Genomic DNA, 24,576 nt, shown 5'->3' with positions numbered 1-24,576 from the left:
CGGGCTGCTACTCGCCCGCTCGCCTCCGAGCCGAAGGGGCGGGGCGGGGATTCACTCCACCCCGATGAGCAGCGGCGTGGACTCCTGGCCGCCGTGGAAGACCACCGAGTCCACCTCCGGCCGCTGCTGGCGGACGTGCGCCACCAGCCGGTCGGCGAGGGTCCGGTCGGCGCCCTCGCCGAGGATCAGGGTGACCAGTTCGCCGCCCGCACCGAGCATCCGGTCCAGCACGCTCTCGCCGACCTCGGCCAGCCCGGCGCCGATCACCGCGACGTCCCCGTCGATCAGGCCGAGCACGTCGCCGGCCTGGCAGACCCCGGCCATGGTCCAGGACTCCCCCTCGGCGACGGCGAGTTCGGCGTACCGGGTGGCCCCGGCGGCGGAGGTCATGGCGACCACGTCCTCGTCGAAGCGGCGGCCGCCCTCGTGCACCGCGAGCGCGGCCAGGCCCTGCACCGGCGAGCGGGTCGGCAGCACGGCGATCCGGACGCCCTCCTCGCGCAGCTGGTCGGCGGCGGCCCCGGCGGCGGCGCGCAGTTCGGGGTTGTTGAGCAGCAGCACCACCTCGCGGGCGGCCGAGCCGCGGACGGCGTCGGCGAGTTCGGCACTGGCCGGGCGGCGGTCCGGGTCGGCGTGCAGGACGACGGCGCCGGCCTGCTCGCACAGCTCGGCCAGCCCCTCGCCGGACACCACCGAGAGCACCGCGCGGGCCCGCTCCTCGCGTTCGCCGCGTTCGGCGGCGGTACCGGCCCGGGCGGCGGCCTCGGCGAAGTGGGTGATCCGGATCTGGTGCGGACGCCCGGCACCGACCCCGGCCTCCACCGCGGCGCCCGCGTCGTCCACGTGGACGTGCACGTTCCACAGGCCGTCGCCGCCGCCGATCACCAGGGAGTCGCCGAGCGCGGCGAGCCGTTCGCGCAGCGCGGGCAGCGCCTCGTCCGGCGCGTCCAGCAGGTAGATGACCTCGAAGGCGGGGTGGCCGGGGCCGGGGGGCCGCAGATGGGTCGCGCAGCGCTCCACCGCCCGGACGTCCCCGCGCAGCGCGACCGGCCCCATCGGCTGGTGGCCGGCGACGGCGTCGGCGAGCGCGCCGAGGACGGCCACCAGGCCGCGTCCGCCGGCGTCCACGACCCCGTTCTCGGCCAGCACGGCGAGCTGCTCGGGGGTGTGCCGCAGCGCGTCCCGGGCGGCCCGGTGGGCGGTGTCGGCGACCTGGGCGAGGCCGTCCCCGGCCCGTACCGCCTCGCGGGCGGCGACCCGGGCCACGGTCAGCAGGGTGCCCTCGACGGGCTCCGCGACGGCCTGGTAGGCGGAGTCGGCGGCCCGCTGCAGGGCGGCCCGCAGCTGTTCGGCGCCGCCGCCCTCGGCGAGCGTCTCGGCGGTGCCGCGCAGCCACTGGGCGAGGATCACCCCGGAGTTGCCGCGGGCCCCGACCAGCGCGCCGCGGGCCATCGCCCGGACGGTGTCGGCCAGTCCGGGCGCCGGGTCGGCGGCCGGGTCGGCGAAGCGGCTCTCCACCTCGGCGGCGGCGGACTCGACGGTCAGGTAGAGATTGGTACCGGTGTCGCCGTCCGGGACGGGGTACACGTTGAGCGCGTCGATCTCCTCGCGGGCCTGGCCGAGCGCGCGCAGGGCGAGCTGGCACCAGGTGCGCACGGCCGGGGCGTCGAGCGTGTGCAGCACCAGGTCTCCTCCGGATGGGACGCCGACATGGCCGGGCGATGAACGGCAAGGGGTGATAACGGCAGGTTATCGGGGGCCGGGGAGGGCCGCCCGGACCGGCGACCGGAGCGATCACTCGGCCGGTCATGGTAGTTTCGTGGGACGGAAGCAAGCGTTGTATGCTCTTCCGGTTGCCTGGAACCGTCCAGGCTCACCCCCTTGTCCGGTCCGGTGCACGCGAGTGTTCTGGTGGCTGAGTGGGGTTTTCGAAAGTAACTGATCTGAAGTCTTGGAGTGACTCCTGTGGCTGCCAACTGCGACGTCTGCGGCAAGGGGCCGGGCTTCGGCAACAGCATCTCCCACTCTCACCGCCGTACCCCCCGTCGTTGGAACCCCAACATCCAGACGGTGCGCGCTGTGATTGGGCGGACGCCGAAGCGGCTCAACGTCTGCACCTCGTGCATCAAGGCCGGTAAGGTCTCGCGCTGACGCGCAGACCGGCATGCCGGTCCTCCAGTGAGTCGGTTCATCCCCGGATGAGCCGGCTTCGCTGTTTCCGGGACCGGTCAGGCTTTCCGGACGCACCGGCGACGGGCGGACCCCCTCGGGGGCCCGCCCGTCGTCGTTCTCCGGACGGCCGGACGGGCCCGCCGGGACGGACTAGCGCCAGCGCCAGGCGTGGTCGACCGGGCCGATCCCGGCACCCAGGGCGAAGCCCCCGGCGATCGCGCCGGTGACGTACTCCTTGGCCGAGCCCACCGCCTCGGGCAGCGACTCGCCCTTGGCCAGACCGGCCGCGATCGCGCTGGCCAGGGTGCAGCCGGTGCCGTGGGTGTGCCGGTTGTCGTAGCGCGGCGCGCGGTACCAGTGCACCTCGCCGGGCCCGCCGTACAGCAGGTCGGCGGCCTCGCCGGCCAGGTGGCCGCCCTTGACCAGCACCCAGCTCGGCCCGAGGTCCGCCAGCGCCTCGGCGGCGGACAGCATCTGCGACTCGTCCTCGACGGTGCGGCCGGTGAGCTGCGTCACCTCGTGCAGGTTGGGGGTGACCAGGGTGGCGACCGGCAGCAGCCTGGCGCGGACGGTGGCGACCGCCTCGGCGGCCAGCAGCGCGTCCCCGTGCTTGGAGACGCCGACCGGGTCGACCACCACCGGGGCGTCCACCCCAGCGAGCAGCTCGGCGACGGTCTCGACCAGTTCGATCGAGGCCAGCATCCCGGTCTTCACCGCCTGCACCCCGATGTCGTCCACCACGCTGCGGAACTGCGCCCGGACGGCTTCGGCCGGCAGTTCCCAGTAGCCCTGGACACCGAGCGAGTTCTGCGCGGTGACGGCGGTGATCACGCTCATGCCGTGGACGCCCAGGGCGAGCATCGCCTTGAGGTCGGCCTGGATGCCGGCGCCGCCGCCGGAGTCGGAGCCGGCGACGGTGAGCACGCGGGGAGGTGCGGTGGAGTGCATGCCGCCCAACCTACCCGCGCGGGTTCAGAGCACCGCCTCGGACTCCGCCCAGCGGTCCTCCGGCACGGTCTTCAGCCTGGTCACCGCGTCGCCGATCGGCACCAGCTCGATGCCGGTCCGGCGCAGCGCGGTGAAGTGCCCGAACGCGCCCCGGTGGACGGCCTCCACCGCGTGCCAGCCGAAGCGGGTGGCGAGCACCCGGTCCCGGGCGGTCGGGGTGCCGCCGCGCTGGGTGTGGCCGAGGATGACCGGGCGGGCCTCCTTGCCGAGCAGGTTCTCCAGCTCGTGGGCCAGCCGGTTGCCGATCCCGCCGAAGGTGCGGTGGCCGTACTGGTCGACCTCGCCGTGGTCGAAGCGCATGGTGCCGGGCACCGGGGAGGCGCCCTCGGCGACGGCGATGATGGCGAACTTCTTGCCGCGGGCGAAGCGGTCCTCGACCATCCGGGCCACCGCCTCGATGTCGAAGGGCTTCTCCGGGATCAGGATGCCGTGCGCGCCGCCGGCCATGCCCGCGGTGAGGGTGATCCAGCCGGTGTGCCGGCCCATCAACTCGACCACCATGACGCGCTGGTGGGACTCCGCGGTGGTCTTCAGCCGGTCGATCGCCTCGGTCGCCACGTGCACCGCGGTGTCGAAGCCGAAGGTGACGTCGGTGGCGTCGATGTCGTTGTCGATGGTCTTGGGCACCCCGACCACCGGCAGCCCTGCCTCGCTGAACTGCTTGGCGGCGGTGAGCGTCCCCTCCCCGCCGATCGCGATCAGCGCGTCGATGCCGATGTCCCGGGCCAGCGTCTTGGCGTTCTCCACCGCCCACGCGATCCGCTCGCGCTGCACCCGGGCCGAGCCCAGGATGGTGCCGCCGAGGGTGAGCAGACCGGTGACGTCGTCGTGCGAGACCGGCCGGGTGCGGCCCTCGATCAGACCGAGGAAGCCGTCCAGGATGCCCACGATCTCGTCGCCGTGGACGTCCGTGCCCCGGTGCACGACCGAGCGGATCACCGCGTTGAGGCCGGGGCAGTCGCCGCCGCTGGTCAGGACACCGATGCGCATGTGTGGTGTGCTCTCGCTCGCAGTGGTTCAGACCACCCGCGCCGGACGGCGGGCGGGCCAGGATGACGCAAGCCTACGCAAATCGCACCCTCGAAGCCCGTCCGCCGCACCTGGGGAGCGTCACGTGCCGCACCGGCGTCCAGCCCGAATCCCCCGTCCGCCGTAGCTCATTCGGAGAAGTGGTCCCAGCCGCCGACCCGGTCCCAGGGCGCGCCGTCCACCGTCACCCGGCCGCTGCGCGAGCCCCGCGGGCGGCCGGTCACCTCGCCCACCACCCGCCAGCGGGACGGGAGTTGGACCCCGCGCGGGAAGGTCGCCACGATCGCGTGGTCCTCCCCGCCGGAGAGCACCCAGACCAGCGGGTCCACCCCGACCGCCTGACCGATGTCGGCCATCTGCGCCGGGACGTCGAAGTCGGCGGCCCTGAGGTCGATGTCCACCTCGCTGGCCCGGGCCACGTGGCCGAGGTCGGCGACCAGCCCGTCGCTCACGTCGATCATCGAGGTCGCGCCCAACTCGGCGGCGGCCGGGCCCGCGTGGTACGGCGGCTCGGGCCGGCGGTGCGCCTCGACGAAGGCCCGCGGGGAGCGGAAGCCGCGCTGCAGCACGGTCAGTCCGGCGGCCGACCAGCCCAGCCAGCCGCACACCGCGACCACGTCGCCGACCTGGGCGCCGGAGCGCGTCACCGCCGCGCGCCCCTGGAGGTCGCCGAGCGCCGTGATAGCCAGCGTGACGGTGTCGCCGCGCACCACGTCGCCGCCGACCACCGTCGCCCCGGCGACCTGGCACTCGTCGCGCAGCCCGTCCATCAGCTCGGTGGCCCAGGTGGTCGGCAGGTCGGCGGGGGCGACCAGGCCGAGCAGGATCGCGGTGGGCACCGCGCCCATCGCGGCCACGTCGGCGAGGTTCTGGGCGGCGGCCTTGCGGCCCACGTCGTAGGCGGTGGACCAGTCCCGGCGGAAGTGCCGGTGCTCGATCAGGACGTCCGTGGTGGCCACCACCCGGCCGTCCGGCGCCTTCACCACCGCGGCGTCGTCCCCGGGGCCGAGGTCGACCGCGTCGGTGAGCGGTACCCGCGCGGTCAGCTCCCTGATGAGGCCGAACTCGCCGAGCTCGCCCACGGTCCCCTGCATCTGCCGTCCTCTCGCATGTCCTTCCCGGATGGCACTGCCCTCCGGATTCCGGTCCCCGTCGCTCCCCCGCGCGCAGCGTACGCCCTTCGGGGGTGCGGAAGTCTCCCCTCCCCGGCCCGCTGCGCGGTAGCGTGGTGATCAGCCTGCCGGCGAGCCCGCACCCACCCCTGCGCCAGACCGCGCGGTCCCGGCGGCGATCCCCCCAACCAGGCCGCCGGGAGGTCACCCGTGGTACAGGCATACATCCTGATCCAGACCGAGGTAGGAAAGGCCACCGCGGTGGCCGAGACGATCGCGAAGATCCCCGGTGTGATCACCGCCGAGGACGTCACCGGACCGTACGACGTGATCGTCAAGGCCGAGGCCCCGACGGTGGACGACCTGGGCCGGATGGTGGTCGCCAAGGTCCAGAAGGTGGAGGGCATCACCCGCACCCTCACCTGTCCGGTGGTCCACCTGTAGTCCCCGGCTACCATCGGCGGGTGGCCCGACGACTCCGCATCCCCGAGGCGCTGACGGCGCTCCCCGCACCGATCCGCTGGCTGGCCCTGCCCGTCGCGCTGACCTGCACGGTCGTCCTGCTGGTCGGCAGTTGGGGTTCGGCCGACCAGGACGTGGCGGCCCCGCAGCCCGGCGGGAAGGCCGCCGACTACTGCCGGAAGCTGACCGCCGCGCTGCCCGCCGAGCTGCTCGGCCACGCCCGCAAGGACCCGTCGCCCGCCTCGCCGTACACGGCCGCCTGGGGCGACTCGCACCGGGTGGTGCTGCGCTGCGGCATCGACCGGCCGGAGGAACTGGACGGCGACCACGCCAAGGACTGGTCCCCGACCGTCGACGACGTCACCTGGTGGTCCCAGCAGCTCGGCGACGGCGGCCACCGCTTCGTGACGACCATGCGCGCCGCCTACGTCGAGGTGACCGTCCCGGCCGGGGCCGCGCAGAACCCCTTCGACCCGGCGGCCGCCCTGACCGACGCGGTGAAGGCCAACATCCCGGGCTGACCGGACCGCGGAACCGTCGGAGCCCGCTCCGCCTCGGTGGCGGAGCGGGCTCCGACGCGTACGGACCCGCTACCGCAGCCCGGTCGAACGGCGCAGCGCGGTCTGCAGCAGCCGGTCGATCAGCTCCGCGTACGAGACGCCGCTGGCCTCCCACATCTTCGGGTAGGCGGAGATCGGGGTGAAGCCCGGCATGGTGTTGATCTCGTTGATCACCCAGGAGCCGTCCTCCAGCAGGAAGAAGTCCACCCGGGCCAGGCCCTCGCAGCCGAAGGCCTCGAACGCGGCCACCGCCTGGCGCCGGATCTCGGCGACCTCCGCCCCGGTCAGCTCGGCCGGGATCCGCACCTCGGAGGAGTCGATGTACTTGGCCTCGAAGTCGTAGAAGTCGAAGCCCTCGCCGACCAGCACCTCGGCCGGGACGCTGGCCCGCGGGCCGTCCTCGAACTCCAGCACCCCGCACTCGATCTCGCGGCCGGACACGCCCGCCTCGATGATCAGCTTGGGGTCGTGCCGACGGGCCTCCTCGATCGCGGCGTCCAGCCCGGCCAGGTCACCGACCTTGGTGATGCCGATGCTGGAACCGGCCCGGCAGGGCTTCACGAACACCGGCAGGCCGAGCTCGGCGACCCGCTCGCGCACCGCGGCGCGGCCCGCCTCGGTCTCCCAGTCGCGCGGCCGCACGATCGTGTAGTGGCCGACGCCCAGACCGTGCGAGGCCAGGATCCGCTTGGCGAACTCCTTGTCCATGCCGGCCGCGCTGGCCAGCACGCCGTTGCCGACGTACGGGACGCCGGAGAGCTCCAGCAGCCCCTGCAGGGTGCCGTCCTCGCCCCAGGGCCCGTGCAGCAGCGGGAACACCACGTCGACCTCGCCGAGGGCCTTGGGGGCGCTCCCCGGCTCGCTCAGCAGCACCTCACGGCTGCCCGGGGAGACCGGCAGCGCGACCTGCCCGTCGACGGCCTCGGCGACGTGCGCCACGTCCGGCAGCCTGCCGTCGGTGATCGCCATCCGGGCCGGCTCGTCGCTGGTCAGCGCCCAGCGGCCCTCGTGGGTGATGCCGATCGGCAGCACGTCGTACTTGTCACGGTCGATCGCCCGGAGAACGCTGCCCGCGGTGGAGACCGAGATCGCGTGCTCGGAGCTGCGCCCGCCGAAGACCAGCGCGACGCGCGGCTTCGGGGCGGACGGGTTCGGGGAGGTCTGTTCGATGCTCATATCGGGTTTGAGACTACCGTGCGAGGTGTTTCCGGGAAGTCAACGCCTTTCCGGAAGTCGCCGCCCGTCCGGGGCCTCCCGCCGGATCAGGGCCGGTGCGCCTGCCGGCGCTCCGCCTTCGCCGAACGGGACATCAGCGCCTGCAGCGCCTCCTGGGTCGGCCGCCCGTTGTGCACCACGTCCACCACGGCCTCGACGATCGGCATGTCGACGCCGCTGCGCCGGGCCAGGTCGAGCACCGACTCGCAGGACTTGACGCCCTCGGCGGTCTGCCGGGTGGCCGCGATGGTCTCGGCCAGCGACATCCCCCGGCCCAGGTTCATCCCGAAGGTGTTGTTGCGCGACAGCGGCGAGGAGCAGGTGGCGACCAGGTCGCCCATCCCGGCGAGCCCCGCGAAGGTGTGCGGGTCAGCGCCCAGCACCTCGCCGAGCCGGGTGGTCTCGGCCAGCCCGCGGGTGATCAGCGTCGCCTTGGTGTTGTCGCCGAGCCCCATCCCGGCCGCCATGCCGACGGCCAGGCCGATCACGTTCTTCACCGCGCCGCCGAGCTCGCAGCCGAGCACGTCGGTGTTGGTGTACGGCCGGAAGTACGGCGTGTGGCAGGCCGCCTGGAGCCGCTTGGCGACCGCCTCGTCGGTGCAGGCGACCACGCTGGCGGCGGGCTGCCGGTTGGCGATCTCCTTGGCCAGGTTGGGTCCGCTGACCACCGCGACCCGCTCCGGGCCGACCTTGGTGACCTCGTCGATCACCTCGCTCATCCGCTTGGCGGTGCCGAGTTCGATGCCCTTCATCAGGCTCACCAGCACGGTCTGCGGCTCGATCAGCGGCGCCCAGGCGGCCAGGTTGTCCCGCAGCGTCTGCGAGGGCACCACGAGCACCGCGAAGTCGGCGCCGGCCAGCGCCTCGGCCGCGTCGGTGGTGGCCCGGACGGAGTCGGGCAGCCGGACGCCCGGCAGGTAGTCCGGGTTCTCGTGGGTGGTGTTGACGGCGTCCACCAGCTCCTGGCGGCGGGCCCACAGCACGACCTCGCAGCCCGCGTCGGCCAGCACCATCGCGAAGGCGGTGCCCCACGATCCGGTCCCCATCACTGCGCAGCGGGTCACCGGCCCGTCCCCTCGGTGTCGTTGTCCTGGTTGGTGTCCTGGGCGTCGCCCTTGGGGGCGCCCTTGGCCCGGCGGCGCTCGGCCAGCGCGGCGGCGGCCCGCTGGCGGGCGGCCCTGCGCATGTCGAAGCGCTCGGCCGGCGGCTGCTCGCCGCGGATGTCGGCGAGCACGGCGGTGATCGCCGTCATGATGTCCTCGGTGGCGTCGTTCAGCACCTGGGCGGTGAGCTCCTGGCCCTGGTACCTGCTCAGGTCGACCGCGGGCCCGGCCGCGACGGTCACCTTGTGGCGCGGGAACAGGTTGAACCTGCCCTTGCCGAAGCCGGTGCGGCCGTACGGCGGGATGATCTCGTGCGCGCCCCAGTGGGCGACCGGGATGACCGGCGCCCCGGTCATCAGCGCGACCCGGGCGACCCCGCTCTTGCCGGTCATCGGCCACAGGTCCGGGTCCCGGGTGAGCGTTCCCTCCGGGTAGAACTGCACGCACTGGCCGTTGTTGACGGCGTCGATCGCGGCCCGGAACGCCTGCGCGGCGTCGGTGGACTCGCGGAACACCGGAATCTGTCCGGTCTTGCGCAGCATGAATCCGATGAAGGGAATCGAGAACAGCGAGGACTTGCCGAGAATCCGCGGGGGGCGGCCGCTGTTGTACTGCCAGTGCGCGTAGATCACCGGGTCGATGATCGAATTGTGGTTCACCGCGGCGATGAAGCCGCCTTCTTTCGGAAGGTGCTCCCAGCCCCGCCAGTCGGGCTTCACCAGGACGGTGTTCACCGGCTTCACCAGCACGGCCGCGAAGCGGTACCAGATCCCGTAGTCGGCGTTGCCGAACTTGGCGTACGAGCGGCGGGCCACCCCAGCTCCTTCTCATCCGATGCGGCACGTGGGGTGCCGCGGTCATGACCTCCCGGTGCCGCGCACCGCTGCGACCGGGGCCCGGCTCACGGGCGCGGAACAGTGTCGCCCGCCTGCTCACCGGCTGTCGAGCGACCGCGCCAACCCGTCGGGCGGGCGTGATCAAACGCACGTCCGCACAGCTCGGACGGCCTGGCGAGGGCTCCGGGACCGGCGACAGAATGACGCCGATGACCCAGGACACCGTACGCCCCAGCGGGCCCGTCGCGCCCGCCGCACCCGCCGCCGACTGGTCGCTGGTGCTGCCGCTCAAGCCGCTCGCCCTGGCGAAGAGCCGACTGGCCCCCTACGCCGGGCCGCACCGGGCCGAGCTGGCCCTGTCCTTCGCCCTGGACACGGTCACCGCCGCGCTGGCCACCCCGGGCGTCTCGCGCGTCCTGGTGGTCACCCGGGACGCCACCGCCGGTGCCCGACTGGCCGAGCTCGGCGCCGTGGTGGTCGCCGACGAACCCGGCGGCGGCCTCAACCGGGCGCTGGCGCACGGCGCCTCGGCCGCCCTGGCCCTCGCCCCGCGGACCCCGCTGGCCGCCCTCTCCGCCGACCTGCCGGCCCTGCGCCCGGCCGAACTCGCCCGGGTGCTGGGCGCGGTGCCGACGGACGGCCGGGCCTTCCTGGCGGACTCCCCCGGCCTCGGCACCACCCTGCTCGCCAGCACCCCCGGCCGTCCGCTCTCCCCCGCCTTCGGGGACGGCTCACGGGCCCGGCACGCGGCCGGCGGGGCGCTCGAACTGCGCCTGCCGGACGTGGAGTCGGTGCGCCGGGACGTCGACACCGGCGCCGATCTCGGCGAGGCCGCGGTGCTCGGCCTCGGCCCGTACACCCGTGCGCTGTTCGCCCGCCTGGACCGCTGCTGACCGGCCGGATCGTCCGACCCCCTCGCTATGCTGCTGGCATGCAGGCCACCGCGTTCACCTTCGACCCCGCCACCCGGGCCGGCTCCGTGCTGCTCGACGACGGGACCCCGGTGCCGTTCGACACGGCCGCCTTCGACGCCGGCGGCCTGCGGCTGCTGCGGCCCGGCCAGCGGGTGCGGATCCGCACCGAGGGCACCGGCGGGGCCCGCCGGGTGGTCTTCGTGACCCTGCAGACCTTCCCCGACCCGGCCGACGGGCGCTGAGCCCCCCCTCCACCGCCCGGTTCCCGCAGGTCGCACGGTTCCCCGTGCCCGGCCGACGGCCGCCCTCGATTCCTGACTGAGCGCCCGGATATCGAAAGAGCCGCGGCCACCCCTCCCGCGCAGTGCGGGGTCGGGTGGCCGCGGCTCCGAAGCGAAGACCCGTCCGAGGACGGTCGCGCGGGACTTACTTGGCCGAGGCCTTGCGCGCGGTGGTCTTGCGGGTGGCGGTCTTCTTCGCCGGCGCCGTCTTCTTGGCCGTGGCGGTCGCCTTCTTGGCGGTGGCCGTGGTCTTCTTGGCGGCGGCCGTGGTGGTCGCCTTCTTGACGGCGGCCGTCTTCTTGGTCGCGGCGGCCTTGGTCGCAGCGGCCTTGGTCGCGGTCGCCGTGGTCTTCTTGGCGGCGGCGGTGGTGGCCTTCTTGGTGGCGGTCGCCTTCTTCGCGGCGGTGGCCGTGGTCTTCTTGGCGGCAGCCGTGGTGGTCGCCTTCTTGGCGGCGGCCTTCTTGGCCGGGGCGGCGGCGGCAGCGGTGGCGGCGCGCTTGGTGGCGGCACGCTTGGCGGCCGGGGTCGCGGCGACACCGGTCTTGCCCGGGGTGAGCGAGCCCTTGGGGGCCTTCTTCACCGAGGGGCCTTCCTTCGGCAGCTTCTTGCTGCCGCTGACCAGGTCCTTGAAGCCCTGACCCGGACGGAAGCGGGGGACCGAGGTCTTCTTGACCTTGACCCGCTCGCCGGTCTGCGGGTTGCGGGCGAAGCGCGCGGAGCGCTCCACCTTCTCGAAGGTGCCGAAACCGGTGACCGAAACCCGGTCACCGGCCACAACGGCACGGACCATGGTGTCGAGCACTGCGTCGACGGCCTCTGCGGCAGCCTTGCGACCGCCCAGCTGCTCGGCCACCGCTTCGACAAGCTGAGCCTTGTTCACGTCTTCCCCTTCGGAAACGGGCGCCGGATGATTCCATCCGTTCTTTTCGCACGTTAGGTATGTATCTGCGGACTTTCAATTACCAAACGCGCGAATCACCCTAGTGTCGCAATGGATTTGCGCGTCCGCGACCTCAGTCGAGGGGCGGGCGCCCCTCGTCGAGGTCATGTACAAAGCGACTCAACCGCCTTGCCGCCTCCGGAAGATCGCGCTTGGCGGTCTCCGTGACGATGAGCAGTTGACGGGTGAGAGCGGTCTTTGCATCGACAGACACGTTCAGCGCATGCACGCGGGTGTGAGCTTGCTTCAACCGCTCGGCCACAAGCGCGTAGAGCGCTGCGACTTCCTGGTCGTCCGGCGCCTCAGCTGGTGTTGCGGAGGTGACGTCCGGCCGATCGTCAATTCGGCGTTCGGATCCCCGGCCCGTGGACTCCTCGGACGCGGGTTCGCCGCCCGCGTACGGAGGTTCATGGTGCCGGTGCATGTACTGATTGTGCCATCTACCCGCAGTTGTACTTGCGCGGGGCCCTCTTCCGCAAAGCCGAATGGGCAATCCGGGGAGGGGGCACCGCTAACTCGTGCTCCGGAACGCCGGATGGCCCGGCCCCCCCGAAGGGGAGCGCGGGCCATCCGGTGGATCGTCCGATTGCCTGTTCTGAGGGGAACTCAGGAGACAGGCAGAGTACGGGGCTTGAAGGCCGGACGGGTCGCCTCGTAGGCGGCGATGTCGGCCTCGTTCGCCAGCGTGATGCTGATGTCGTCCAGACCGTTCAGCAGCCGCCACCGGACGTTGTCGTCCAGTTCGAAGGACTCGACGACTCCTTCGGCCCGGACTTCGCGCCTCTCCAGATCAACGGTGATCTCGGCCGAAGGGTCACTCTCGGTGAGCGACCAGAGTCGTTCCACGACCTCCTGCGGCAGCACGACGGTCAGCAGACCGTTCTTCAGGGAGTTGCCCCGGAAGATGTCGGCGAAGCGCGAGGAGATGACCGCGTGGAAGCCGTAGTTCTGCAGCGCCCAGACGGCGTGCTCGCGGGAGGAGCCGGTGCCGAACTCCGGTCCGGCCACCAGGACGGTGGCGCCCCGGCGCTCGGGCCGATTGAGGACGAACGACTCGTCCTTGCGCCAGGCTTCGAACAGGCCGTCCTCGAAACCGGATCGGGTGACCTTCTTGAGCCAATGGGCCGGGATGATCTGGTCGGTGTCCACGTTGCTGCGGCGCAGCGGGACGGCCCGGCCGGTGTGGGTGGTGAACTTCTCCATGGCTCAGGCCTCCACGGCGACGTTGGCGGATGCGGCGGACAGGTCGGCGGGGGCCGCCAGCCGGCCCAGGACGGCGGTCGCGGCGGCGACCTGCGGGGAGACCAGGTGGGTGCGGCCGCCCTTGCCCTGCCGGCCCTCGAAGTTGCGGTTCGAGGTGGAGGCGCAGCGCTCCCCGGGGGCGAGCTGGTCGGGGTTCATGCCCAGGCACATCGAGCAGCCGGCGTGCCGCCATTCGGCCCCGGCGGCGGTGAACACCTTGTCCAAGCCCTCCTCGACGGCCTGCAGGGCGACCCGAACCGAGCCGGGGACGACCAGCATCCGCACGCCGTCGGCGACCGAACGGCCCTCCAGGACCGCGGCCGCGGCCCGCAGGTCCTCGATCCGGCCGTTGGTGCAGGAGCCGACGAAGACCGCGTCGACGGCGACCTCGCGCAGCGGGGTGCCGGGCGTGAGGCCCATGTACGCCAGGGCGTTCTCGGCGGCCGCGCGCTCCTGCGGGTCGGCGAAGTCCTGGGGGTCCGGGACGGCCGAACCGAGCGGGAGGCCCTGGCCCGGGTTGGTGCCCCAGGTGACGAACGGGGTGAGGGTGCTCGCGTCGATGACCACCTCGTGGTCGAAGACCGCGTCCTCGTCGGTGCCCAGGGTCCGCCAGTACTCGACGGCGGCGTCCCAGTCCTCGCCCTGCGGGGCGTGCGGACGACCCTGGAGGTAGGCGAAGGTGGTCTCGTCCGGGGCGATCATCCCGGCCCGGGCGCCAGCCTCGATGGACATGTTGCAGACGGTCATCCGGGCCTCCATGGACAGGCTCCGGATCGCCGAACCGCGGTACTCCAGGACGTAGCCCTGGCCGCCGCCGGTGCCGATCTTCGCGATGACGGCCAGGATCAGGTCCTTGGCCGTGACGCCCTCGGGGAGTTCACCCTCGACGGTGACGGCCATGGTCCGGAACGGCGCCAGCGGCAGGGTCTGGGTGGCCAGCACGTGTTCGACCTGGCTGGTGCCGATGCCGAACGCCAGTGCGCCGAAGGCGCCGTGGGTGGAGGTGTGGGAGTCGCCGCAGACCACGGTGGTGCCGGGCTGGGTCAGGCCGAGCTGGGGGCCGACCACGTGCACCACGCCCTGCTCGACGTCGCCGAGCGAGTGGATCCGGACGCCGAACTCGGCCGCGTTGCGGCGCAGGGTCTCCAGCTGTACCCGGGAGACCGGGTCGGCGATCGGCTTGTCGATGTCCAGGGTCGGGGTGTTGTGGTCCTCGGTGGCGATCGTCAGATCGGTGCGGCGGACCTTCCGGCCGGCCAGCCGCAGCCCGTCGAAGGCCTGCGGGCTGGTCACCTCGTGGAGCAGGTGCAGGTCGATGAACAGGAGGTCGGGCTCGCCCTCCGCGCGCCGCACGACGTGGTCGTCCCAGACCTTCTCTGCGAGTGTCCGTCCCATCGGATTCCCTCCAGCCGGCCGCGTTGCCGGCCTTCTCGTGTCGTCGAGGTCAGCTGCCCACGCCGCCCCTGCGGAGCGCGTTCGCGAGACCTGCACACCGGATCGCTGTCCACGATGCGGACACTCTGACGAGGTCCCATCCTGGATGTCTCCCGGGCTGCTGCATCCAGGGTGGCGCTTTTCGCCGGAGATTGAACTTGCGTCTCGCGGAATGAGACTGCAGTCTTAGCGCATGGACAACACTAGCGGCGTCGGCGTTCTCGACAAGGCCGCTCTGGTGCTGAGCGCACTGGAGTCGGGCCCCGCCACGTTGGCGGGGCTGGTCGCCGCCACCGGTCTGGCGCGCCCCACGGCCCACCGGCTCGCCGTCGCACTCGAACACCACCGTCTGGTCACCCGGGACATGCAGGGGCGGTTCATCCTCGGCCCCCGACTGTCCGAACTCTCCGCCGCGGCGGGCGAGGACCGGCTGCTCGCCACCGCGGGCCCGGTCCTGACCCACCTGCGCGACGTCACCGGCGAGAGCGCACAGCTCTACCGCCGGCAGGGCGAGATGCGGATCTGCGTGGCCGCCGCCGAGCGGCTCTCCGGTCTGCGGGACACCGTCCCGGTCGGCAGCACCCTGCCGATGAAGGCCGGCTCGGCCGCCCAGGTCCTGCTGGCCTGGGAGGAGCCCGAGCGGCTCCACCGCGGCCTCCAGGGCGCCCGGTTCACCGCCACCGCGCTGAGCGGCGTGCGGCGGCGCGGCTGGGCCCAGTCGATCGGCGAGCGGGAGCCGGGCGTCGCGTCCGTCTCCGCGCCCGTCCGCGGCCCCTCCAACCGCGTGGTGGCCGCCGTCTCCGTCTCCGGCCCGATCGAGCGCCTGACCCGCCACCCGGGCCGGCTGCACGCCCAGGCCATCATCGAGGCCGCGAACCGGCTCACCGAGGCGCTGCGCCGGAGCTGACCCGGCCGACCGACTCCCCCACCCACCCCCACTCCCCCACCGAAGAACACGAAGGCCCCGCTCGGAGTCGAGCGGGGCCTTTCGAGATATTCGTGCCGGAAAGCAAAAAGACCCCGCCGGGCGGGGCCTTTCATTTTCTGGCTGGGGTACCAGGACTCGAACCTAGACTAAATGAACCAGAATCACTCGTGCTGCCAATTACACCATACCCCAACGCAAAGCAAGGGCCGATGGTCATGCCCCCGGAAGGGCCACAGCCATCGGCTTCCTGCTCTGAAGTACCCCCGACCGGATTCGAACCGGCGCTACTGCCGTGAGAGGGCAGCGTGCTAGGCCGCTACACAACGGGGGCATCCTGGCGATCCCTTGCGGGATCAGTACCCCCGACCGGATTCGAACCGGCGCTACTGCCGTGAGAGGGCAGCGTGCTAGGCCGCTACACAACGGGGGCTTGGATCTTCACTTGTACTGCGGGTGACCGTTGCCGGTCGTACTGCGCTGGGGTACCAGGACTCGAACCTAGACTAAATGAACCAGAATCACTCGTGCTGCCAATTACACCATACCCCACCAGAGTTGAACCCCAGCGGGGCCTTCTCAGGCGTTGCGCCTCTCGGTCGGTCCCGTTCCGAGGGGCTTTCGCTCCCTCGTCCGTTCCCTCCCGGGCGGCGCAGAAAGAACATTACCCGACGTCTGCCCTGGCTCCAAAATCGATAACCGCAGGCAGCGGCCAGGGGGCCGGCGGATGACCTCCGGGTGCGCCGCGGGCCCGGCACCAGGCCGGGCCCGCGGGGCTGCTCAGGAGGCGCTCAGCGGCCGCTTCAGGCGGTCGGAGCGGCGTCCAGGGCGGAACGCAGCCGGCGGAGCGTCTCGGGGCGGCCGAGCAGCTCCATCGACTCGAACAGCGGCGGGGAGACCCGGCGGCCGGTGACGGCCACCCGCAGCGGCGTGAAGGCGAACTTGGGCTTGATGCCCAGCCCGTCCACCAGCGCCTCGCGCAGCGCGGCCTGGATCGGCTCCGGGGTGAAGTCCCCGAGCTCCTCCAGCGCCTTGATGCTGGCCTCCAGCACCGGGCGGGAGTCGGCGGTGAGCACCTTGGCGGCGTCGTCCGGGTCGAGGGTGAAGTCGGCCGGGTCGACGAACAGGAAGCCGGCCATGTTCACGATCTCGCCGAGCACGACCATCCGCTCCTGGGTGAGCGGGGCGATCCGGGCCAGCAGGTCCAGCTGCTCGGCGGTCGGCTCGGCCGGCAGCAGGTCGGCGCCCTGGAGGAACGGCACCAGCCGGCGGACGAAGTCCTCCGGGGCCAGCCGGCGGACGTGCTCGGCGTTGATCGCCTCGCACTTCTTCAGGTCGAAGCGGGCCGGGTTGGAGTTCACCTTGGCCACGTCGAAGGCGGCGACCATCTCGTCCATGTCGAACAGGTCGCGGTCCTCGGCCAGCGACCAGCCCAGCAGGGACAGGTAGTTGAGCAGGCCCTCGCGGATGAAGCCGCGCTCGCGGTACAGGTTGAGCGAGGACTGGGGGTCGCGCTTGGAGAGCTTCTTGTTGCCCTCGCCCATCACGTACGGCAGGTGGCCGAAGCGCGGGGTGGTGCCCTCGCCGACACCGATCTCGGCGAGCGCCGCGTACAGCGCGATCTGCCGCGGGGTGGAGGACAGCAGGTCCTCACCGCGCAGCACGTGGGTGATGCCCATCAGGGCGTCGTCCACCGGGTTGACCAGGGTGTACAGCGGGGCGCCGTTGGCCCGGACGATGCCGTAGTCCGGCACGTTCTCCGGCTCGAAGGTGAGCGTGCCGCGCACCAGGTCGTCGAAGGCGATGGTCCGGTCGGGCATCCGGAAGCGCAGGATCGGCTCGCGCTTCTCCAGCTTGTAGACGGCGACCTGGTCGTCCGTCAGGTTCCGGCAGTGGCCGTCGTAGCCGGAGGCCTTGCCGGCCGCGCGGGCGGCCTCGCGGCGGGCGTCCAGCTCCTCGGTGCTGCAGTAGCAGTGGTACGCGTGGCCGGCCTCGTGCAGGCGACGGGCGACGTCCGCGTAGATGTCCATCCGCTGCGACTGGCGGTACGGCGCGTGCGGGCCGCCGACCTCCGGGCCCTCGTCCCAGTCCAGGCCGAGCCAGCTCATGGCCTCCAGCAGCTGGACGTACGACTCCTCGGAGTCGCGGGCGGAGTCGGTGTCCTCGATCCGGAAGACCAGCTTGCCGCCGGTGTGGCGGGCGTAGGCCCAGTTGAACAGGGCCGTACGGACCATGCCCACGTGGGGGTTGCCGGTCGGGGACGGACAGAAGCGAACCCGGACGGCCGGGTCAGTGTTAGCCACGCTTGATCACCTTGTTGGTGAGAGTGCCGATGCCTTCGATGGAGACGGCGACCTCGTCGCCGACGTTGAGCGGGCCCACCCCTGCGGGCGTGCCGGTGAGGATGACGTCGCCGGGCAGCAGCGTCATGGCCTCGGAGATGTGGACGACCAGCTCGGCGACCGAGCGGATCATCAGGGAGGTGCGACCGGTCTGGCGGAGCTCGCCGTTGACCGTGCAGGTGACGGCGAGGTCGGCCGGGTCGACGTCGGTCTCGATCCACGGGCCCAGCGGGCAGGCGGTGTCGAAGCCCTTGGCCCGGGCCCACTGGCCCTCGCGCTGCTGGACGTCCCGGGCGGTGACGTCGTTGGCGCAGGTGTAGCCGAGGATCACCTCGGGCACCCGGTCCAGCGGCACCTCGCGGCACATCCGGCCGATCACCACGGCGAGTTCGGCCTCGTGGTGGACCTCCGACGAGAACGGCGGGTACGCGATGTTCTCGGTCGGGCCGATCACCGAGGTGGACGGCTTGAAGAAGGTCAGCGGCACGTCCGGGACGTCGTGGCCCAGCTCGGCCGCGTGCGCCGCGTAGTTGCGGCCGACCGCCACGATCTTGTTGGGGAGCATCGGGCTGAGCAGCCGGACGTCCTGGAAGCGGTAGCTCTCACCGGTGGGCTGGGGTTGGCCGAACGGGTGACCGGCCAGCTCGTGGACGACCAGCGAGTCGGGCTGGGAGGGATCCCCCTCGACCACGCCGAAGGAGACGCTGCCGGCGGCAGGGCTTCCTTCCCGGACGGAAAACCTGGCAATGCGCACGGCTGGGCTACCCCTCGCTTCGTCGGCCGCCCGGGGCGCCCCCGGGCGCTGCTGGGCGCCTCGCCCGTGGTGGGCGCGGCCCCGTCAATCGTCGTCCAGGCTATCGCGTGGGGCCCCTCCGGGCCGCTCTGCCCCGGTTCGGCCCGGTTCGGGCGGAAACGGCGAGCGGGCGAGTCCCCCGCCCCGAGCCGAAGGGGCGCGCCGGTGCCGAAAGGGAGAAGCGAGGGAGCGACGGAGGAGCGAGGGAGCGCCGACCGTCGGCACCGGACGGGAGCGCCCCGGAGGCGAGCGGGCGAAAACCCAGAGGGCGCCGTGGGATCCCGCGGGTGCGGGGTCCACGGCGCCCTCGGCGGCGGCGGTGTGCGTCAGTCCCGGGGGGTGACGACCGGGGCGACCATCAGCTGGACCCGGCGCGGGTTGGCGGTGCTGGCCGGCAGCTCGGTGCCGTAGGTGACGACGTCCTCGGGCTTGCGGGCGCCCGGGATCTTGCTGAAGTCCTCGACCGAGGCCAGCGTGGTCCGGCGCGGGTTCGCCGTGGAGCGGCAGGACAGCGTCGACTTGGTGGCCTTCTTCGCCAGGGACATCGAGAGCACCTCGTGGTCGTGGCCGGGCCGATCACCAGGGACCGCACCGGCCTGCGTGGTTCCGATTGATTCGGAGGGGTTCTGGGCAGGCTGATCGGGGCCGTGCGCCAGGAGACAGCCAGGTTACGAGATCTCATTCCACAGAGGTCGTGACCAAAGCTACACATTAGTCTGTGATTTTACTCACAAATTAGCGTGCAAATCACAGATATCCGACATATCGCCGCATCGGAATTATCCGACATTGCGCACACAACGGGCATTCCAGCAGGTCTGCGACTCTTGTCGATCTCGGCCCACGTTGGCATGTATCAGGCGAGTGTCCGAAAAAGGCGGTATTCCGGTCCGGTTACCGCACAGTCAGTGAGAGCGCGCATGCGTTCGGTAGTACCCGACCGTTGGTTCCAGCGGCCCTTGTTGGGATTCCCTCGCTGTGCTGGAATGCCACGGACCGTGGGTAGGGAGCAGTCCACCCCGGCGACCCGCTCTCCCGGACCGGCCGGGGTGCGGAAGGAAACTCGACACCGTCCAGGCCGTGGCGACGCGGCGGGACGCCCGGTCCAGAGGTTGCGACGCCAGTGCAGGGACGTTTCAAAAGGGGTAGCGGCGCCGCGGGCAACCCGGAGTCGCACGAGCCTGTGGCAGCCCCTCAACCGGCGGCGGCCCCCAGCGGCCCGGCCGACCCCGTAACGCCCGAGGTCCCCCGCCCGGAGGAGGACGGCCCGGACCGGAAGTCCGCCCGGGACAAACTCCGGACCACCCTGACCCGGCGCCGCGCCACCGGTATCAGCCGGCTCGCGATGCGCAACTGGCGCATCCGCACCCGACTGATAGCCCTGCTCGCGCTCCCCGTCATGGTCTCGCTGGTCCTCGGCGGCCTGCGCATCCAGACCTCGCTGGAGAACTCCCAGCAACTCGCCCAGATGGCCAACCTGTCCGACCTGGCCAAGAAGGCGACCAACCTCGCGGACGCCCTGCAGACCGAGCGCGACATCAGCGCCGGCTACATCACCAACCGTCCGAACGACCCGATGGACGACGAGATCGTCGCCGCCCGCAAGTCCACCGACGACCTCAGCCGCACCTTCACCGCCTCCTCCGACAAGTTCGAGAACCTCGAACTGTCCGGCGGGAAGGCCCTGTTGTTCCAGATCCGCAAGGACCTGAACTCGATCGCGGACGCGCGCAACACGCCGTACCAGAACAACCAGAACATCCAGGCGACGATCACCGCCTACGACGTGATCATCCGCGACCTGCTGGGCATCACCCAGGACATCGCGCTCGCGTCCAACAACAAGGACCTGCTGGTCGCCACCCGCGCGCTGCAGCAGTTCTCGCTGGCCAAGGACGCCACCTCGCAGCAGCGCGCGCTGATCAGCGCCGGTCTGGCCAACCCCAAGGCCCCCGACCTGAGCGCGAGCGACGAGTCCTTCGGCATCCGCCTGCGCACCACGTACGACAACGCGCTCACCAGTTTCAACAACATCTACACCGCACACGACCTGGACAACCTGCGCGGCCAGCTGAGCTACAACAACGTGGTCGCCGAGGCCGACCGCTACTCGCGCTCGATCCTCCAGCCGGGCGGCATCCACCAGACCGAGCCGGTCTCGTACAAGGACTGGTACGAGAAGGCCACCACCAAGATCACCGCAGAGCGCCGGATCGAGGCCAAGCTGATCGAGGACCTCGACGGCAAGGCCCAGGACCTCCAGTCCCAGGCCGACACCGAGGCCCTGATCATCGGTGCCGCCGTCGCCCTCACCCTGATCATCGCCCTCGGTGGCGCCGGTCTGATCGCCCGCTCGATGGTGCGCTCGCTGACCCGCCTGCAGAAGGCGGCCGAGGACGTCGCCGAGCGCCGACTGCCCGAGCTGGTCAAGACGCTCTCCGAGAGCGACCCGCACGACGTCGACACCGCCGTCGAACCGGTCGCCGTCGACTCGACCGACGAGATCGGCCACGTGGCGCACGCGTTCGACATGGTGCACAGCGAGGCGGTCCGGCTCGCCGCCGAGCAGGCCCTCCTGCGCGGCAACATCAACGCGATGTTCACCAACCTCTCGCGCCGCAGCCAGGGCCTGATCCAGCGCCAGCTGTCGCTGATCTCCGAGCTGGAGAGCCGCGAGGCCGACCCGGACCAGCTGGCCAACCTGTTCAAGCTCGACCACCTCGCGACCCGCATGCGCCGCAACGGCGAAAACCTCCTCGTCCTCGCGGGCGAGGACCCGGGCCGCCGCTGGACCCGCCCGGTGCCGCTGGTCGACGTGCTCCGCGCCGCCGCCTCCGAGGTGGAGCAGTACGAGCGCATCGAACTGGCCGCCGTGCCGTCGGCCGAGGTCGCCGGCCGCGTCGTCAACGACCTCGTCCACCTGCTCGCCGAGCTGCTGGAGAACGCCACCTCGTTCTCCAGCCCGCAGACCCGCGTCCGGGTCACCGGCCACGCCCTGCCGGACGGCCGGGTGCTGGTCGAGATCCACGACACCGGCATCGGCCTCAGCCCGGACGACCTCGCCGAGATCAACGAGCGCCTGGCCAACCCGCCGACGGTGGACGTCTCGGTCTCCCGCCGCATGGGCCTCTTCGTGGTCGGCCGCCTGTCCCTGCGACACGGCATCCGGATCCAGCTGCGCCCGAGCGACTCCGGCGGCACCACCGCGCTGGTCATGCTCCCGGTCGACGTCACCAACTCCGCCGAGCGCCGCGGCGCCGGCCGCCCCGGCCCCGGCGGCCCCGGCGGGCCCGGCGGCCCGGGCAAGCAGCAGCGCGGGGTCGCCCCGACGCCGCGCCAGCAGCGCCAGATGCCCGGCCGCCAGGGCGGTCCGGCCGCACTCGGCCAGGCCGGTCCGGCCGCGCTCGGGCAGGGCCCGGCCGGCGGTGCCCCGCAGGGCGGCCGTCCGCAGCTCGGCCAGGGCGGTCCGGCCGCTCCCGCCGCGCCGACCGCGCCCGGTGCCCCCGGTACGCCCGGTGCCCCCGCCGCCCCGACCGCTCCGGGTGCGCCCGGCGGCCGGACCGGCCTGCCGACCCGGCAGGTCGGGAAGTCGCTGCGCGAGAACCCGGTCCCGCCGGGCCAGCAGGGTCCCGGCCAGCCGGGCCCGGCCCAGCCGCGGCGACGCGGTCAGGGCCAGCCGCCCCAGGCCCCGCAGACCCCGCAGACCCCCGCTCAGTCCGGCCCGCAGGCCCAGGGGCCGCAGGGCCCCGCGCCGCAGGGCCAGCCGCAGCAGTCGCCGCAGGGCGGCCTGCCGCAGCGCACCCCCGGCCGCCAGGGCCCGCCGCAGGGCGGCCCGAACGGTCTGCCGCGCCGCGGCCAGGGCCGTCCCGGCCAGGAACGTCCGCGCCCCAACGGCGAGTTCGACGGCGGTCCGGGCGCCCCGGCGCCGCGGACCGGCGAGCAGCCGCAGCACGGCCGTCCGGGCGGTCCCGGCGCCCCGCAGCAGGGCGCCCGGCCGGGCAACCGTCCGCAGGACGGCCTGCCGCAGCGCACCCCCGGCCGCCAGGGCCCCGGTGCCCCCGGCCAGCAGGGTCCGCAGGGCCGACCGGGTCCGCAGGGCCAGCCGGGCCAGCGCCGTCCGCAGCGCCCCGGTCCGGACGCGCCGCAGCAGCAGGGCCGCCAGCCGCAACTGCCCCCGCAGCAGCAGCCCCAGCCGCTGCCGTCGGCCGAGCCGGCTCCGGTGGAGAGCACCCAGCAGTTCGCCCGGCCGCGCTTCGAGGCCAGCCAGATCGACCCGCGCGACCCGCTGGGCCTCGGCCTGGTGGAGCCGGTGCTGCCGAACGTGCCGACCCCGGCCCAGCCGCAGCCCCAGCCGACCCAGCCGCAGCCGACCCAGCCCCAGCAGGTGCCGCAGCGGCCGGAACCGATGGCCCTGCCGACCGGCCCGTCCGAGGCCGGCGGCGAGCAGCCGTGGTACCCGCAGCAGGCCGACGGCCGGCCGCGGCCCTACCAGCCGCGCCGACCCGGCACCGCCGCACCGGAGTTCCAGGAGCCCGGTCGGCCGCAGCAGGCCCCGCAGCAGCCGCGTCCGGCTCAGCCCCAGGCCCCGCAGCAGGCCCCGCAGGCCCAGGGCGGTCAGCCCCAGCCCGCTCAGCCGCAGCCCGGTCAGCCGCAGCCGCCGCAGCCGGGCGTCGGGGACGCGCCGTGGCGCCCGTCCGCGAACGACGAGCGCTGGCGCCGGGCCGAGCAGGTCCGTGAGCCCTCGACCAGCGGTGTCACGACGTCCGGCCTCCCCCGCCGGACCCCGCAGGCCAACCTGGTCTCCGGCACCGCCGAGGCCTCGCCGCTGAACGGCCCCCAGGTCTCCCGGGCCCCCGAGGAGGTCCGCGGCCGGCTGACCAACCTGCGCCGCGGCATCCAGCAGGGCCGCCGGGCCGGGGCCGAGCAGGCCGCCAACCAGCCGGGCTTCCAGCATGGTGCCCAGCAGCCCGGATTCGATAGTTTCGGTGGCCGGAGCGACGGCAACGGCGCAGATCACCAGGAGCGTTGAGTTGAACCAGATGAGCCAGGCCGCACAGAACCTGAACTGGCTGATCACCAACTTCGTGGACAACACCCCCGGGGTGTCCCACACCGTGGTGGTCTCCGCGGACGGCCTCCTGCTGTGCATGTCGGAAGGCTTCCCGCGCGACCGCGCCGACCAGCTCGCCGCCGTCGCCTCCGGCCTCACCTCCCTCACCTCCGGCGCCAGCCGGATCTTCGAAGGCGGCGAGGTCAACCAGACCGTCGTCGAGATGGAGCGCGGGTTCCTGTTCCTGATGGCCGTCAGCGACGGCTCAGCCCTCGCCGTCCTCGCCTCCCCCGACTCCGACATCGGTCTGGTCGGGTACGAGATGGCCCTGCTCGTCGACCGGGCCGGCGCCGTCCTCACCCCCGCACTCCGCGCGGAACTCCAGGGCAGTCTCCTGCACTGACCGGAACCCACGCGGATCTCCCACCGTTCCATCCCGCACCGGGCCCGACCCGACCGGACCCGACGCACCACCCTCAGCTACCCTCAGGCAGCTGATCCCGCCTCAGCTGGCATCGCCCCAGCTGGAACCGGCTGCCCAAGGCCGCAGCACAAGGAGGACCCATGACCCCGCCCTCGACACCCGCCGGCTACGGCAACGGGTACGGCAGCGGCTACGGCGGGCAGCAGTCCGACGGCTACGAGCAGCAGCCGCTGGTCCGCCCGTACGCGATGACCGGCGGCCGGACCCGCCCCCGGTACCAGCTCGCGATCGAGGCCCTGATCTCGACCACGGGCTCGGCCGAGCGCACCACCGGGCTGCTGCCCGAGCACGCCCGGATCGTCAACCTCTGCCGTGAGGTCAAGTCCATCGCGGAGATCTCCGCACTGGCCGGCGTGCCGCTCGGTGTGGCCCGCATCCTCGTGGCCGACCTGGCCGAGGCCGGTCTCGTCGCCATCCACCAGCCCGCCGCCGCGGGCGAGTCGGGCGGAACGCCCGACGTCACGCTGCTCGAAAGGGTCCTCAGTGGACTTCGCAAGCTCTAACGCGGCCGCCCCCACCCGCGCCACCACCTCCGCGAAGATCGTCATCGCCGGCGGCTTCGGTGTCGGCAAGACCACACTCGTCGGCGCCGTCTCCGAGATCAACCCCCTGCGCACCGAAGCCGTCATGACCTCCGCCTCCGCAGGCATCGACGACATCAGCCACGTCTCCGG

General features: G+C 72.6%; 23 protein-coding genes, 4 tRNA genes and 1 pseudogene. 10 read left to right on the top strand and 18 right to left on the bottom strand.

All coding sequences use genetic code 11. From position 1 onward, the window contains the following. Nucleotides 1-51: 51 nt before the first annotated feature. Nucleotides 52-1,683, bottom strand: a complete 1,632-nt coding sequence (locus tag ABTZ03_RS24865; protein WP_350515274.1) for a DAK2 domain-containing protein — start codon at nt 1,681-1,683, stop codon at nt 52-54. 282 nt (nt 1,684-1,965) lie between these two features. On the opposite strand from ABTZ03_RS24865, the gene rpmB reads away from it, so the two are divergent. Next, complete coding sequence (gene rpmB / locus ABTZ03_RS24860) at nt 1,966-2,151, top strand: 50S ribosomal protein L28 (RefSeq protein ID WP_014138233.1); 186 nt, start codon at nt 1,966-1,968, stop codon at nt 2,149-2,151. 171 nt (nt 2,152-2,322) lie between these two features. Here rpmB and thiD read toward each other — a convergent pair whose 3' ends face one another. From thiD to ABTZ03_RS24845, 3 genes are all read right to left on the bottom strand, one after another. Beyond that, nucleotides 2,323-3,120: a bifunctional hydroxymethylpyrimidine kinase/phosphomethylpyrimidine kinase gene (gene thiD, locus ABTZ03_RS24855; RefSeq protein WP_350515273.1), complete on the bottom strand. Its 798-nt coding sequence runs from the start codon at nt 3,118-3,120 to the stop codon at nt 2,323-2,325. 24 nt (nt 3,121-3,144) lie between these two features. After that, a complete protein-coding gene (locus ABTZ03_RS24850; protein ID WP_350515272.1) occupies nt 3,145-4,170 on the bottom strand; it encodes an ATP-dependent 6-phosphofructokinase in 1,026 nt (341 codons plus the stop codon). A gap of 167 nt (nt 4,171-4,337) precedes the next feature. Continuing rightward, complete coding sequence (locus tag ABTZ03_RS24845) at nt 4,338-5,303, bottom strand: thiamine-phosphate kinase (RefSeq protein ID WP_350515271.1); 966 nt, start codon at nt 5,301-5,303, stop codon at nt 4,338-4,340. A gap of 228 nt (nt 5,304-5,531) precedes the next feature. Here ABTZ03_RS24845 and ABTZ03_RS24840 point away from each other — a divergent pair, with 228 nt between their 5' ends. Next, nucleotides 5,532-5,765, top strand: coding sequence for an Lrp/AsnC family transcriptional regulator (locus ABTZ03_RS24840; RefSeq protein WP_350515270.1), 234 nt, complete (start codon nt 5,532-5,534; stop codon nt 5,763-5,765). A 20-nt stretch (nt 5,766-5,785) separates the two neighbouring features. After that, nucleotides 5,786-6,304: a DUF3515 domain-containing protein gene (locus tag ABTZ03_RS24835; RefSeq protein WP_350515269.1), complete on the top strand. Its 519-nt coding sequence runs from the start codon at nt 5,786-5,788 to the stop codon at nt 6,302-6,304. A 69-nt stretch (nt 6,305-6,373) separates the two neighbouring features. On the opposite strand, the gene ABTZ03_RS24830 is transcribed toward ABTZ03_RS24835, so the two are convergent. The 3 genes from ABTZ03_RS24830 to ABTZ03_RS24820 form a co-directional block, all read right to left on the bottom strand. Continuing rightward, nucleotides 6,374-7,519, bottom strand: coding sequence for a D-alanine--D-alanine ligase family protein (locus ABTZ03_RS24830; RefSeq protein ID WP_350515268.1), 1,146 nt, complete (start codon nt 7,517-7,519; stop codon nt 6,374-6,376). Between the two features lie 86 nt (nt 7,520-7,605). Further along, nucleotides 7,606-8,604: an NAD(P)H-dependent glycerol-3-phosphate dehydrogenase gene (locus ABTZ03_RS24825; RefSeq protein ID WP_350515267.1), complete on the bottom strand. Its 999-nt coding sequence runs from the start codon at nt 8,602-8,604 to the stop codon at nt 7,606-7,608. 14 nt (nt 8,605-8,618) lie between these two features. Next, nucleotides 8,619-9,476 carry a lysophospholipid acyltransferase family protein gene (locus tag ABTZ03_RS24820; RefSeq protein ID WP_350515266.1) on the bottom strand — a complete coding sequence of 286 codons (858 nt, stop codon included), beginning with the start codon at nt 9,474-9,476 and terminating at the stop codon, nt 8,619-8,621. 230 nt (nt 9,477-9,706) lie between these two features. Here ABTZ03_RS24820 and cofC point away from each other — a divergent pair, with 230 nt between their 5' ends. Both cofC and ABTZ03_RS24810 read left to right on the top strand, forming a co-directional pair. Beyond that, complete coding sequence (gene cofC / locus ABTZ03_RS24815) at nt 9,707-10,390, top strand: 2-phospho-L-lactate guanylyltransferase (RefSeq protein WP_350515265.1); 684 nt, start codon at nt 9,707-9,709, stop codon at nt 10,388-10,390. Between the two features lie 38 nt (nt 10,391-10,428). Next, complete coding sequence (locus ABTZ03_RS24810) at nt 10,429-10,653, top strand: hypothetical protein (protein WP_350515264.1); 225 nt, start codon at nt 10,429-10,431, stop codon at nt 10,651-10,653. A 184-nt stretch (nt 10,654-10,837) separates the two neighbouring features. On the opposite strand, the gene ABTZ03_RS24805 is transcribed toward ABTZ03_RS24810, so the two are convergent. The 4 genes from ABTZ03_RS24805 to leuC all read right to left on the bottom strand — a co-directional run bounded on the left by ABTZ03_RS24805 (nt 10,838) and on the right by leuC (nt 14,269). Beyond that, nucleotides 10,838-11,572: an HU family DNA-binding protein gene (locus ABTZ03_RS24805; protein WP_350515263.1), complete on the bottom strand. Its 735-nt coding sequence runs from the start codon at nt 11,570-11,572 to the stop codon at nt 10,838-10,840. Between the two features lie 133 nt (nt 11,573-11,705). Then, the gene (locus ABTZ03_RS24800; RefSeq protein WP_502894575.1) at nt 11,706-11,975 is read right to left on the bottom strand and encodes an SCO5555 family protein; all 270 of its coding nucleotides are present in this window, start codon (nt 11,973-11,975) and stop codon (nt 11,706-11,708) included. A gap of 263 nt (nt 11,976-12,238) precedes the next feature. After that, nucleotides 12,239-12,835, bottom strand: a complete 597-nt coding sequence (leuD, locus tag ABTZ03_RS24795) for a 3-isopropylmalate dehydratase small subunit (RefSeq protein WP_350515262.1) — start codon at nt 12,833-12,835, stop codon at nt 12,239-12,241. 3 nt (nt 12,836-12,838) lie between these two features. After that, nucleotides 12,839-14,269: a 3-isopropylmalate dehydratase large subunit gene (gene leuC, locus ABTZ03_RS24790; protein WP_350515261.1), complete on the bottom strand. Its 1,431-nt coding sequence runs from the start codon at nt 14,267-14,269 to the stop codon at nt 12,839-12,841. Between the two features lie 232 nt (nt 14,270-14,501). Here leuC and ABTZ03_RS24785 point away from each other — a divergent pair, with 232 nt between their 5' ends. Beyond that, on the top strand, nt 14,502-15,215 hold the full coding sequence (locus tag ABTZ03_RS24785) for an IclR family transcriptional regulator (RefSeq protein WP_030246527.1): 714 nt from the start codon (nt 14,502-14,504) through the stop codon (nt 15,213-15,215). Between the two features lie 138 nt (nt 15,216-15,353). Here ABTZ03_RS24785 and ABTZ03_RS24780 read toward each other — a convergent pair. The 7 genes from ABTZ03_RS24780 to ABTZ03_RS24750 form a co-directional block, all read right to left on the bottom strand. Next, nucleotides 15,354-15,428, bottom strand: a tRNA-Gln gene (locus tag ABTZ03_RS24780). A gap of 66 nt (nt 15,429-15,494) precedes the next feature. Then, nucleotides 15,495-15,567: transfer RNA gene (locus ABTZ03_RS24775), tRNA-Glu, on the bottom strand. A 26-nt stretch (nt 15,568-15,593) separates the two neighbouring features. After that, nucleotides 15,594-15,666, bottom strand: a tRNA-Glu gene (locus ABTZ03_RS24770). 47 nt (nt 15,667-15,713) lie between these two features. Beyond that, nucleotides 15,714-15,785: transfer RNA gene (locus ABTZ03_RS24765), tRNA-Gln, on the bottom strand. Between the two features lie 251 nt (nt 15,786-16,036). Further along, the gene (gene gltX, locus ABTZ03_RS24760) at nt 16,037-17,467 is read right to left on the bottom strand and encodes a glutamate--tRNA ligase (protein WP_502894574.1); all 1,431 of its coding nucleotides are present in this window, start codon (nt 17,465-17,467) and stop codon (nt 16,037-16,039) included. 61 nt (nt 17,468-17,528) lie between these two features. Continuing rightward, entirely contained in the window at nt 17,529-18,329 is an 801-nt protein-coding gene (locus ABTZ03_RS24755) for a fumarylacetoacetate hydrolase family protein (RefSeq protein ID WP_350515259.1), read from the bottom strand. A 365-nt stretch (nt 18,330-18,694) separates the two neighbouring features. Further along, complete coding sequence (locus tag ABTZ03_RS24750; RefSeq protein ID WP_350515258.1) at nt 18,695-18,913, bottom strand: hypothetical protein; 219 nt, start codon at nt 18,911-18,913, stop codon at nt 18,695-18,697. A gap of 638 nt (nt 18,914-19,551) precedes the next feature. Between ABTZ03_RS24750 and ABTZ03_RS24745 the strand changes: the two genes are divergently transcribed. The 4 genes and pseudogenes from ABTZ03_RS24745 to ABTZ03_RS24730 all read left to right on the top strand — a co-directional run. Further along, complete coding sequence (locus ABTZ03_RS24745) at nt 19,552-23,397, top strand: sensor histidine kinase (RefSeq protein ID WP_350515257.1); 3,846 nt, start codon at nt 19,552-19,554, stop codon at nt 23,395-23,397. Nucleotides 23,398-23,407: 10 nt separating this feature from the next. Continuing rightward, complete coding sequence (locus ABTZ03_RS24740) at nt 23,408-23,821, top strand: roadblock/LC7 domain-containing protein (protein WP_030057391.1); 414 nt, start codon at nt 23,408-23,410, stop codon at nt 23,819-23,821. Between the two features lie 161 nt (nt 23,822-23,982). Beyond that, nucleotides 23,983-24,405: a DUF742 domain-containing protein gene (locus ABTZ03_RS24735; protein WP_350515256.1), complete on the top strand. Its 423-nt coding sequence runs from the start codon at nt 23,983-23,985 to the stop codon at nt 24,403-24,405. After that, nucleotides 24,386-24,576: pseudogene (locus ABTZ03_RS24730) on the top strand (ATP-binding protein); the annotation flags it as partial. The gene ABTZ03_RS24735 and the pseudogene ABTZ03_RS24730, both read left to right, overlap by 20 nt.

This window comes from Kitasatospora sp. NPDC096077, assembly GCF_040303245.1.
Classification (GTDB): Bacteria; Actinomycetota; Actinomycetes; order Streptomycetales; family Streptomycetaceae; genus Kitasatospora.
Note: the sequence above shows the minus strand (reverse complement) of the source record. Positions and strands in the feature narration are given on the sequence as shown.